This window comes from Rathayibacter sp. AY2B3 (assembly GCF_002931755.1).
In the GTDB taxonomy this organism is placed as follows: domain Bacteria; phylum Actinomycetota; class Actinomycetes; order Actinomycetales; family Microbacteriaceae; genus Rathayibacter.
Window position 1 is genome coordinate 36581 of record NZ_PSUG01000029.1, and the last position, 11472, is coordinate 48052.

The window sequence follows — 11472 nt, forward strand, 5'->3', positions numbered from 1 at the left end:
TGATCCGACAGTGAACGGAACTGGTGCTGAATCGCCGGCAGCGCCACGATGGCCTCATGACCGCCGTCTCCTCCTCCGCCCCGCCCTCCACGAGGGACGCCCTCCTGCTGTGGGGCGCGATCGCGGTCACCGTCCTGCTCTGGGCGTCGGCCTTCGTCGGCATCCGCGCCACGACGGAGGACTTCGGCCCGGGCGCGCTGACCCTCGGCCGCATCGTGGTCGGGTCGCTCGCGCTCACGGTCGTGCGTGTCGTCCTCACCGCCCGGAGGCGCCGCTCGGAGGCGGCTCCCGACCCGCGCGCGGCGGTCCCGCGCGGGCGCCTCCTCCTGCTCGTGCTGGGCTGGGGAGTCGCCTGGTTCGGGGTCTACAACCTGGCGCTCAACGCGGCGGAGCGGCACGTCGACGCGGGGACGGCGGCGCTGCTGGTCAACATCGCGCCGATGATCACCGCCGTGCTCGCCGGGCTGCTGCTGGGGGAGGGGTTCCCCCGCCGCCTCCTCGCGGGGATGCTCGTGGCGCTGACCGGCGTCGCGGTGATCGCGTTCTCCACCTCCACCGGGCAGTTCGACGTGATCGGTGTCGCCCTCGGCCTGGTCGCCGCCGTCGTCTACGGCAGCGCGGCGACCCTCCAGAAGCGCCTGCTGGGCCGGATCGACGCGCCGACGATGACCTGGCTCGGCTGCCTCGCCGGCACGGTCGCGTGCCTGCCCTTCGCCCCGGAGCTCGTCGAGGCGCTCGCCGCCGCTCCGCTCTCCTCGATCCTGGCCGTGGTCTACCTCGGGATCTTCCCGACGGCCGTCGCCTTCACGACGTGGGGATACGTCCTCGCGCGCTCCAGCGCGGGCCGCACCGCGGCGTCCACCTACGCGGTGCCCGCGGTGGTCGTGCTGCTGTCCTGGCTCGTCCTCGGCGAGACCCCGCCGCTCGCCGCGCTGCTCGGAGGCGCGCTCGCCCTGGCCGGAGTCGCGGTGGCGACGCTGCGGAGGCGTCCGAAGGCGGTCTGACCGGCGGCCGACGCTCCTCCACAGCCGCCCTCTCGCGTCGAGTCCTCGGACGAGGCGGCTCGCGGGGATCCCGCGGGAGGGCCCGGGATATGCTGGGCGGACGTTCATCCCAGTCGGCGCCGAGCGCCAGGAACGGTGAGGATCCCGATGACCGAGGCCCTGCAGCCGCCCGTCCAGAACGCCCTCTCGCTCACGCCGCCGGAGCCGGTGGCGGCGGTGCCGACCACCTCGGCGCCGTCGATCGCTCCGAAGGTGCCGGAGGCCGCTCTGCCCGGCCTCGAGGCGAAGGTCGACGGCTACCTCGACACGCTCCTGGCGACGGAGGCGCGCAGCCCCGAGTTCGCGACCCGGGCCAACGACATCCGCACGATGGGCGACGCCGACATCCGCTCGGCCGCCGACTCGTCGAACCGGCTGCTGAGCACGCCGGTGCGCGCTCTGAAGGAGGGCGGGCTCGCCGAGGGCTCGACCATCGGCAGGACGCTGCTCGAGCTGCGGCGCACGGTGGAGGACCTGGACCCGTCCGAGGACAACCTGCAGAAGAAGATCCTCGGCTTCATCCCGTTCGGCAACAGGATCACCGATTACTTCCGCCGGTACGAGAGCGCGCAGTCGCACCTGAACGCGATCATCCAGGCCCTGTACGACGGGCAGGACGAGCTGCGGAAGGACAACGCGGCCCTGAACCTCGAGAAGCAGAACCTCTGGGAGACGATGACCCGTCTCAACGAGTACATCTACGTCGCCGAGCGGCTCGACGTGAAGCTCTCGGCGAAGATCGCCGAGCTCGACGCGACCGACCCGGAGCGGGCGAAGGCGCTGCGCGAGGACGTCCTCTTCTACGCGCGCCAGAAGCACCAGGACCTGCTGACCCAGCTGGCCGTGTCGATCCAGGGCTACCTCGCGATCGACGTCGTCATCAAGAACAACGTCGAGCTGATCAAGGGCGTGGACCGGGCGACGACCACGACCGTCTCGGCGCTGCGGACCGCGGTCATCGTGGCACAGGCGCTCGCCAACCAGCGGCTCGTGCTCGATCAGATCACGGCGCTGAACACCACGACGTCCAACATGATCGAGGCCACCTCGCGCATGCTCGCCGACCAGTCGGCCTCGATCCAGTCGCAGGCCGCCTCGGCCACGGTCGGGCTGCCGCAGCTGCAGGCCGCGTTCGCGAACATCTACCAGACGATGGACTCGATCTCGGACTTCAAGATCAAGGCGCTCGACAGCATGGCCCAGACCGTCGGAGTCCTCCAGACCGAGACCGCGAAGGCCGGCGAGTACGTCGAGCGGGCCCGCCGCAGCAACTCGGACATCGACGCGACGTCCTCGCTCGATCTCGGCCGCTAGCCGATGGGCTGGTTCTCCCGACTGTTCACGGGTGCCCCCGCGGCACCGGAGGAGACCGCGCCCGCTCTGCCGAGCGTCCCGACGAGCGAGGACATCCTCGCGGCGCTCGACAGGGTCGGCGCGCGGACCGAGGGGCAGGTGCCCGGCATCGTCGCGGCGCGCATCCAGCGGATCGACGAGACGGTCCGCGAGATGGTGCCCCGCCTCGACCGCCTCGGCGGGATGAGCCGGCAGGGCCACACCGTCGTCGCGACCGCGACCAGCTACCTCCCCGAGGCGGTCGAGGGCTACCTCCGCCTGCCGAGGGACTTCGCCGACCGCCGCGCCGTGCACAGGGGGAAGACCTCGCTGATGATCCTCTGCGACCAGCTCGACCTCCTCGGAGGCACGCTCGACCGCATCTCGGACGCCGTCTCACGGCAGGACGCCTCGGCGCTGATCGCGCACGGGCAGTTCCTGGCCGAGAAGTTCACGGAGTCCTCGCTCTCCCCGAGCGGTCTCGACGCGCCTCCGCAGCCGGGAGCGCCGTCCGGATCCGGCTCGCTGACCCCGCCGAGCGCCTCGTGACCGCGCTCGCCCCGGCCCTGGACGCCCTCGTGCTCGCGGGGACCGCCGCCGGACTCGATGCCGCCGCCGTCCGCGACGAGGGTGCGCGTCTGGCCGCCGCCGTCGCCGAGTCGATCCGTGGCGCCGGGCCGGACTGGCTCGCCGCGACCGGCGCGACGGGCGGCCTGGAGGCGTTCTTCACCGCCGCCTCGAGCGGCCGGCGCTGGCGGTCGGGGCCGACCGATCAGCTCGCCGCACTGGTCGCCGCCGGCTCTCCGCACGCCGCCCCCTACGCCCGCGCCCTCACCGAGGTCGTGTCGGCGGCCAGCGCTCTCGGCGACCCGGGCATCGGCGGCATCGCCTCCGCCTCCGCGACCGCCGCGGCCCAGCTCTCGGCCGTCCCGGGCGCCCGGGGAGCCGCTGCGACGACGGGCGGGGGAGCACTGCGAACGACCGGCCGGACGCCGGACGGTGCCGCGAGCGCCGACCTGCCGACCGGTCTGCCCGCCGGCGTGCCCGGGATCGACGAGATCCTCGAGCGCCTCCGCCGGACCGAGCACGACGGCCCGCAGGACGAGCCGGCCCCCGCCGCCGCTGCCGCTGCGGAGCCCGCCTCGGAGCCGGAGCCGCTCGATCCGCCGGAGTCCATCGACGACCTGCTCGCCGAGCTCGACGCGCTGATCGGCCTCGACCGGGTGAAGAGCGAGATCAAGCGGCAGACTCAGCTGCTCCGGATCGACACGCTGCGCCAGGCCGCCGGACTCAGCACGCCCACGCTCACCCGCCACCTCGTCTTCACGGGGAACCCCGGCACGGGCAAGACGACGGTGGCGCGGCTGGTCTCGCGGATCTACCGATCGCTGGGCATCCTCTCGAAGGGCGTGCTCGTCGAGGTCGACCGCTCGGAGCTGGTCGCCGGCTACCTCGGGCAGACCGCGACGAAGACCGCGGAGGTGATCGCCTCCGCGCGCGGCGGGGTCCTGTTCATCGACGAGGCCTACGCGCTCGCGCTCGACCAGTACGGAGCAGAGGCGGTCACCACCCTGGTGAAGGACATGGAGGACCACCGCGGCGACCTCGTCGTGATCGTCGCCGGCTACTCCGGGCCGATGCAGGGCTTCCTCGACACGAACCCGGGTCTCGCCAGCCGCTTCTCGACCACGATCGACTTCGCCGACTACTCGGACGACGAGCTCTCGGCGATCTTCGGCCGCCTCGCCGCCTCCGCGGACTTCGAGCCGACGGAGGAGGCGCTCGCCGCGTTCGCGGGCCTCGCCTCGGCGCAGCAGCGCACGGAGGCGTTCGGCAACGGGCGCTGGGTCCGCAACGTCCTCGACGCGGCGATCGCCCGGCACGCGTGGCGGCTCCGCGACGTGGAGGAGCCGACGCTCGACGAGCTGCGCATCCTGCTGCCGGAGGACGTGGTGGAGAGCCCCGACGCCTCGGGCGGCCCGGACGGGCCCGGCGAGGACGCCGAGGGCGCGGTCGCGGGCTCGGAGGAGGCCTTTGGGCAGCCAGACGCAGCCCCGAGCGGCGCGGCGCCCCCCGTCACCGACGACCCCGAGGAGGAGAGCCGTTGAGCACCGCACCCGCCGCGCCGCCCGCGCAGAGGATCCCCGAGCCGCCCCTCGTCCAGGTCGCCAACCGGGCGGCCCAGCGCAGGCCGTCGCTGCTGGCCCGCGCGACCGCGACGACTCCCGGCACTCTGCGCCTCCTGCTCGCCCTGACGGCGCTGGCCGCCGTGCTGTTCGGCGTGTTCGCGCAGCAGGCCGGAGCGATGCAGGCGCGCGCCGCGACGACGGCCCGGGAGCAGTCGGCCCAGCTCCTCGGCGTGCAGAACGTCCGCACGCTGCTCGTGGACGCCAACGCGATCGCCGCCAACACCTTCCTCGTCGGCGGACTCGAGCCGACCGAGCTGCGGGCGTCCTACGTCTCGAGCCTCACCGGCGCCGCGTCGGCGATCGCAGGGCTCTCGGCCGCGGATTCGGCCGACACCGAGGCCCTCGCCCGCGTCGCCAGCAGCATCACGACCTACAGCGGGCTGATCGAGCAGGCACGAGCCAACAACCGGCAGGGCTTCCCCGTCGCCTCGGCCTACCTCGACCAGGCGGCGACGGCGCTCTCCGGCGACGGCGGCATCCTCGAGGACCTCGACGGGCTGGTCGACTCCGGTGCCGACCGGGTCGCGGCCGCCTACGACGCGGTCCGCTGGAGCGTCCTGTTGATGATCGGCTCGCTCGTGATGCTGGTCCTCCTCCTCGCGGCGCAGCTCTGGCTCGCCCGCCGCACGCACCGCTACCTCAACCGCCCGCTCGCCACGGGGACCGCCCTCCTCCTGGTCGTCGGCGTCGGCGGGGCGCTCGCCTACGGATCGGTCGCGGCGGACGCGGGGACGGCGCGGGTCGAGTCCTACCGTGAGGCGCTCACCGTCTCGAACGCGCTGATCGCCGCGAGCGACGCCAAGTCGCTCGAGAGCTTCACGCTGATCAAGCGCGGCTCCGGCGCCGCCCTCGAGGAGCGCTACACGCAGGCCGTCGACTCCGCCCGGGAGAAGCTCTCGGGAGGCGTGCAGGACGAGCTGGCGAGGACGCGGCTCGTCGACGAGTTCGGGCAGTGGCAGTCGTTCCACGAGGAGATCCGCGCGGCGGACGACGCCGGGAACTGGGACCAGGCCGTCCGCGTCGCCACGATCACCGGGAACGGCACCCCGAACGACCTCTTCACCACCTTCTCCGACGACGCCCGCGACGTGGTGCAGGAGAAGGCCCTGGCCGCCGCCACCACGCTCGACAGGGGTGCGGAGTTCGCGACCCTCGTCTCGTGGATCCTGCTGGCGGCGGGTCTCGCCGGAGCCGTGTCCGCCTGGCGCGGCATCGCCCAGCGACTGGAGGAGTACCGATGAACCGCCTGCGCGCCGCCGCCCTCGCCCTGGCCACCGCCGCGGCGCTCGCCCTCACCGGCTGCACGACGGGGGCGGACGACCTCGGCACGCCCCTCGCCGCGGCGACCCCGACTCCGACGGCGAGCGAGGCCGCTCCCGCCGCTCCGGCCGCGGCGGACTGCTCGCCCTCGGCGGTCACCTCCTACGCGCCGACCGGCGTGACCGACAGCACCAGGCTCGCGGAGATCCGCGGGCGCGGCACCCTCCGCGTCGGCGTCTCGGCCGACACCCTCCTGATGAGCGCGCGCAACCCGATCACGGGGTCGATCGAGGGCTTCGACGTCGACATCGCCCGGGAGGTCGCCCGGGCGATCCTCGGCACCGACTCCATCGATTACGTCGTGATCACCTCCGCTCAGCGCCTCCCCGCGCTCACCGGCGGTGACGGCGCCCCGCAGGTCGACATGGTCGCCCGCACCCTCACGATGACCTGCGACCGCTGGAGCTCGATCGCCTTCTCGTCCGAGTACTACGACGCGGGCCTCAAGGTGCTCGTCTCGGACGACCCGGACGGCGCCCCCGTCACGGGCATCGGCGACCTCGACGGCGAGAAGGTCTGCGCGCCCAGCAGCACCACGACGCTCAGCCGCCTGCAGAACGACTACCCGCAGGTGGAGGCCGTCGAGGCCGCCACGCACTCGCAGTGCCTCGCCCTCTTCCAGGCCGGCGAGGTCGACGCGATCGCGGGCGACGACACGATCCTCGCGGGCTTCGTGGCGCAGGACCCGTACGCGAAGGTCGTCGGCGACGCCCTGAGCTCGGAGCCCTACGGCCTCGGCCTCCCCGCCGACGACCCGGACTTCGTGCGCTTCGTCAACGCCGCCCTCGAGAGCATCCGCTCCGACGGCCGCTGGCAGAGCATCTACGAGCGCTGGCTCGGGGTCCTCGGCGAGGCATCGCCGCCGGCCCCGGTGTACGGCCGATGAGCACCGGTCTCGCGGAGGGGACCCCCGTCGCGCCGGGCCGGCTGGGGGAGGCCGCGCCGCAGCGCGAGCTCTTCGAGTACCTCGCCGCTCTCACCCGCTGGCTCCAGCGGACCACGCGAGAGCTCTCGCGGCTGGACGCCGCCGCGCTGGCATCGCCGCAGGCCGAGAACTACACGGCGGACGTGGTGCTCGCCCAGTCCCTCCGCGAATCCGTCACCCGGCGTCTCGCCGAGCTCGAGACGGTCTGGGACTCCGGCCGCGTCGACGTGGTGGCGCGCGAGCGGATGTCGCAGCTGATCTGGGGCCGTCTCGACGCCTCCGGGAGCGGCGCGGTCTCGCTGGTGGAGGCCGTGCGCCTCTGCGACGCGGTCGTCGGCCAGCTGCGCTCCCGGCTCGAGCTCGACCCCAGCGGCACCGACGTCGCCGGGCGGATCGTCGGGGTGCGCGCCGAGATCGAGCGCTGCCGCGATCTCACCCGCGACGGGAGCGGCACGGTCGACCGCGAGCGGGCGGAGCGGGTCGGCGTGCTGCGCTCCCGCCTCGACGCGCTCGCCGAGCGGGCGGGCCGGGGAGCCGACGTGTCGGGGCCGCTCGGCCAGCTCGAGAGCGACTCCGCCCGGCTCGAGCGCGACCTGATCATCGCCGCGTCCGAGCGGCGCGGACTCGAGCGCGACCGCCGGCGGGCGCGCGAGCTGGCGGAGGCGGCCGAGCGCCGCGAAGCGCCGCTGCGCGAGCTCGTGGCCCGCTGCCGCCGCGAGATCGCCGACCCGCCGCGGCTGGCCGTGCCCGACGTCTCCCGGCTGGGCGATCCTCCGTCCGACCGCGAGGCGCTCGACGCGCACCTCGCGCGGCTCACCGCCGTCGGCCGCGCGTTCGACGCGGTCGAGGCCGCCTACACGTCGCCCCTGCGCGAGCGCGCCGCTCTGGGCTTCCGCCTCCGGGCGCTGCGGGAGCGGGCCGAGGGCAACGGTCGCGCTGCCACCGCCGTCGGCGTCGCGGCCGAGGAGGAGGTGCGCGCCGCCCTCGACGCGGTGCCCTGCTCCGTCCCGCTCGCCCGCCACCTGGTCGAGCAGTACGACGTCGTCACCCGCGACCTCCCGCATCCCGTCCCCGCGCACCACCGGAAGGCCACCCCATGAACGGCGCCCCCTGCACCGCGACGCCCGGCTGCACCGGGACGATCGAGGACGGCTACTGCAACGTCTGCGGCCTCCCGCCCGAGGAGGGCGCCGCCGCCTCCGCGCCGACCGCGCGCCGCGCCGCCACGGCCTCCCCGCCGGCCACCGCCTCCGCCGCCTTCGGCACCGGCTTCGTCGAGGGCACGCCCGGTGCCGCGGCACCCGGACCCGCGGAGGAGTCGGCCACCGCGCGCAGCACGCGCACCTCCTCCGCCCGCCTCGCCACCGCCGCCCTCGGCTCCGCCCGCACCGCGCAGACCGGCTCGAAGGTCACCCGCCGCGTCGGCACCACCTCGACCCGCCTGCGCGGCCCGAGGCTCGGCGCCGGGCTCACCACGGTCCCGTCCCGCCCGGCCGCCGACCCGACGGCCGCCCTGATGACCGAGGCGGTCCTCCCCGAGCGCAAGCGCTTCTGCTCGCACTGCGGCACCGCCGTCGGCCGCGGGCGCGACGGTCGGCCCGGCCGCACCGAGGGGTTCTGCCCCAACTGCCGCACGCCGTTCTCGTTCACCCCGCAGCTGGTGAAGGGCGACGTGGTCGGCGGCCAGTACGAGGTCGTCGGCTGCCTGGCCTACGGCGGCCTGGGCTGGATCTACCTCGCGCGCGACCGGAACGTCTCGGGACGCTGGGTGGTGCTCAAGGGCCTGCTCAACTCCGGCGACCCCGATGCGTACGCCGCGGCCGTCACCGAGCGCCGGTTCCTGGCCGAGGTCGAGCACCCGCTGATCGTCGAGATCTACAACTTCGTCCTGCACGACGGCGCCGGCTACATCGTGATGGAGTACGTCGGCGGGCCGAGCCTCAAGCAGATCCTGAAGGAGCGGCTGGACGCCAACGGCGGCGCCGCGGATCCGCTGCCGGTGGACCAGGCGCTCGCCTTCGTGCTCGAGGTCCTTCCCGCGTTCGCCTACCTGCACGACCACGGGCTCCTCTACTGCGACTTCAAGCCGGACAACATGATCCAGGTGGGCGACCAGGTCAAGCTGATCGACCTCGGCGGAGTGCGCCGGATCGACGACGAGGACTCCGCCATCTACGGCACCGTCGGCTACCAGGCTCCGGAGGTCGCCGACCTCGGTCCCTCGGTCGCCTCCGACGTCTACACGATCGGCCGGACGCTGGCCTCGCTGGTGCTCGACTTCCGCGGCAACCAGACGACCTTCGTCGCCTCGCTGCCGCCGGTGTCCGAGACGCCGCTGTTCCAGCGCTACGACTCCTTCTACCGCCTGATCGCGAAGGCGTGCGCTCCCGATCCGCAGGACCGCTTCGCCACGGTGGACGAGATGCGCGGCCAGCTGCTCGGGGTGCTGCGCGAGGTCGTCGCGACCGATCGCGGTCCGGGGCACCCCGCGCTGCACTCGACGGAGTCGGCCCTGTTCGAGGCGCCCGTGGCCGACGTGGTCGACCGCGTCCCGCCGTGGGACGCGCTGCCGGCGCTCCGCCGCGACGAGTCCGATCCCGCGCGGTCGTGGCTCGCGGGCGTGAACGTGGCCGACCCCATCGTGCGCCTGCGCGCTCTCGCGCTCGCCCCCACCGTGACGGTCGAGGTGCGGCTCGCCCGCGCCCGGGCGGCGATCGAGGCGCAGCGCTGGGAGGAGGCGGCCCGCGCGACGGGCGAGATCCTCACGGAGGACCCGTGGGAGTGGCGGGCGGTCTGGATGAGCGGCCTCGCGCAGCTCGCGCGCGGCGACGACATCGGGGCCCGCGCCTCCTTCAACACCGTCTACGGGCAGGTCCCCGGCGAGCTCGCCCCGAAGCTCGCGCTCGCCGCGGCGTGCGAGGCGAGCGGTGAGCCCGAGGTCGCCGAGTCCCTCTACGTGATCTGTGCCCGCGCCGACGCGAACTACACGGCACCGGCCGCCTTCGGGCTCGCCCGGGTGCGGCAGCTGCGCTCCGACCTCGACGGGGCGCTCGACGCCCTCGACATCGTCGCGCCCACGCGCTCCTCCTACTCCGACGCGCGCCGCCGCCGGGCGGAGCTGCTGGCGGAGTCGGGCCGCGGGCTGCCGGCGCTCTCGGCCGCTCTCGCGAGCGTCGACTCCGTGTCGATCGATCAGCGGACCCGCCTCGAGCTCACGACGCAGGTCCTCGCCTCCGCCCTCGAGCTGGTGCGGCGCGACGGCCCGGCCGAGGGGGCGACCCTCGGCGGAGTCGAGGCGAACGAGGCCGCGATCCGCGATGGGCTCGAGGCCTCCTATCGCGCGCTCGCCGCCTCCACCCGCGAGCGCGACGAGCGCCTGCGCCTCGTCGACCGGGCCAACGAGGTCCGACGCTGGACGCTGACGTGAGCGGCGCGCTGTCGACGCCCTGCCCGAACTGCGGCGAGCCGGTCACGACGGGCGACGCGTTCTGCGAGGCCTGCGGGACACCGCTGATCGTCGCGGCCACTCCCTCCGCTCCGCCCGTCGCTGTCGGAGGATCCGCCACCTGCGTCTCCTGCGGGGGAGCGGTCGCCGAGGACGGCTACTGCGAGCAGTGCGGACGCCCCGCACCGAGCGAGCGCGAGCACTGGGCGGAGGCGCCGCACCCGCTGGTCGGCGGGGTCTGCGACCGCGGACTCCGGCACCCGGCCAACGAGGACGCGATGGCGCTGGGGGCGACCACCGGCGACGACGGCTCTCTGAAGACGGCGCTGCTCGTGGTCTGCGACGGGGTCTCGTCGACGCCCGACTCCGACAAGGCGTCGCTCGCCGCCGCTCGCGCCGCACTCAGCGCGCTGCAGGCCGAGGTCGGCGGTGAGAGCGCGGGAGCGGACCGCTGGCGCGCGCTCCTGCAGATGGCGACCGCGCGCGCCTCCGGAGCGATCGACGCGGCCGTGCCCGAGAAGCGGTCGAATCCGCCCTCGTGCACCTTCACCGCGGCGGTGCTCGACGGCGCGCTGCTCGTCACGGGCAACGTGGGGGACAGCCGCAGCTACTGGATGCCGGACGCGGGCGAGCCGCGGCAGCTCACGGTCGACGATTCGTGGGCGCAGGAGCAGATCGCCTCGGGAGTGCCGCGGGAGCAGGCCGAGACGGCGCCCGACGCGCACGCCATCACCCGCTGGCTCGGCGCCGACGCACACGACGAGGAGCCGCGGGTCACCACCGAGGAACTGATCGAGCCGGGGTGGGTGCTGGTCTGCTCCGACGGGCTCTGGAACTACGCGTCCGCCGCCGAGGACCTCGCGCGCGTGCTGCGCGACGCGCAGGAACGGGTGGGCGCCGATCCGGTCACGCTCGCGGAGGCGCTGGTCGCCTGGGCGAACGAGCGCGGCGGCCACGACAACATCACGGCGGCGCTGGCGCGGTTCGACCCGGCTGGTGCGGCGGAGGAGGCGGTGGCGGCTGAGGCGTCCGCTGCCGGGGCGCGCGGAGAGGAGCCCGGCTCGGCCGAGCAGGACGCTGCCGACTCCGGTGCCGATCTCGACAGTGCGGGGCCGGACGGTGCGGGGCCGGACGGTGCGGGGCCGGACGGTGCGGGGCCGGACGGTGCCGTCCCCGACGCTGCCGTCCCGAGCACGGCCGCCCCCGGCGCCTCGCGCC

9 protein-coding genes are annotated in these 11472 nt (G+C 74.6%); all 9 read left to right on the plus strand.

Going from position 1 to position 11472, the window contains the following annotated elements:
- Positions 1–56 precede the first annotated feature (56 nt).
- Entirely contained in the window at positions 57–1004 is a 948-nt protein-coding gene (locus C5C24_RS11020) for a DMT family transporter (protein ID WP_104276873.1), read from the plus strand.
- 147 nt (positions 1005–1151) lie between these two features.
- Positions 1152–2357: a toxic anion resistance protein gene (locus C5C24_RS11025; protein WP_104276874.1), complete on the plus strand. Its 1206-nt coding sequence runs from the start codon at positions 1152–1154 to the stop codon at positions 2355–2357.
- A 3-nt stretch (positions 2358–2360) separates the two neighbouring features.
- Positions 2361–2924: a hypothetical protein gene (locus C5C24_RS11030; RefSeq protein WP_258065179.1), complete on the plus strand. Its 564-nt coding sequence runs from the start codon at positions 2361–2363 to the stop codon at positions 2922–2924.
- Positions 2921–4483 (plus strand): AAA family ATPase, encoded by a 1563-nt coding sequence (locus C5C24_RS11035; RefSeq protein WP_104304966.1) that lies wholly within the window; start codon positions 2921–2923, stop codon positions 4481–4483. Before C5C24_RS11030 ends, C5C24_RS11035 begins: the two co-directional genes overlap by 4 nt.
- Positions 4480–5805: a hypothetical protein gene (locus tag C5C24_RS11040; RefSeq protein ID WP_104304967.1), complete on the plus strand. Its 1326-nt coding sequence runs from the start codon at positions 4480–4482 to the stop codon at positions 5803–5805. Before C5C24_RS11035 ends, C5C24_RS11040 begins: the two co-directional genes overlap by 4 nt.
- The gene (locus tag C5C24_RS11045; protein ID WP_104276876.1) at positions 5802–6770 is read left to right on the plus strand and encodes a glutamate ABC transporter substrate-binding protein; all 969 of its coding nucleotides are present in this window, start codon (positions 5802–5804) and stop codon (positions 6768–6770) included. The genes C5C24_RS11040 and C5C24_RS11045 overlap by 4 nt, the downstream gene beginning before the upstream one ends.
- Complete coding sequence (locus tag C5C24_RS11050) at positions 6767–7909, plus strand: hypothetical protein (RefSeq protein WP_104276877.1); 1143 nt, start codon at positions 6767–6769, stop codon at positions 7907–7909. The genes C5C24_RS11045 and C5C24_RS11050 overlap by 4 nt, the downstream gene beginning before the upstream one ends.
- Entirely contained in the window at positions 7906–10236 is a 2331-nt protein-coding gene (locus C5C24_RS11055; RefSeq protein ID WP_104304968.1) for a serine/threonine-protein kinase, read from the plus strand. The genes C5C24_RS11050 and C5C24_RS11055 overlap by 4 nt, the downstream gene beginning before the upstream one ends.
- Positions 10233–11472: PP2C family serine/threonine-protein phosphatase (locus C5C24_RS11060; protein WP_219812867.1), on the plus strand; the 1240-nt coding region annotated here is incomplete at its 3' end. The genes C5C24_RS11055 and C5C24_RS11060, both read left to right, overlap by 4 nt.

What these genes read in the sequence shown, in the direction of transcription:
- C5C24_RS11050 (WP_104276877.1), top strand. Translation starts at nt 6,767, where the DNA reads ATGAGCACCGGTCTCGCGGAGGGGACCCCCGTCGCGCCGGGCCGGCTG.
- C5C24_RS11030 (WP_258065179.1), top strand. Translation starts at nt 2,361, where the DNA reads ATGGGCTGGTTCTCCCGACTGTTCACGGGTGCCCCCGCGGCACCGGAG.
- C5C24_RS11020 (WP_104276873.1), top strand. Translation starts at nt 57, where the DNA reads ATGACCGCCGTCTCCTCCTCCGCCCCGCCCTCCACGAGGGACGCCCTC.
- C5C24_RS11045 (WP_104276876.1), top strand. Translation starts at nt 5,802, where the DNA reads ATGAACCGCCTGCGCGCCGCCGCCCTCGCCCTGGCCACCGCCGCGGCG.
- C5C24_RS11055 (WP_104304968.1), top strand. Translation starts at nt 7,906, where the DNA reads ATGAACGGCGCCCCCTGCACCGCGACGCCCGGCTGCACCGGGACGATC.
- C5C24_RS11025 (WP_104276874.1), top strand. Translation starts at nt 1,152, where the DNA reads ATGACCGAGGCCCTGCAGCCGCCCGTCCAGAACGCCCTCTCGCTCACG.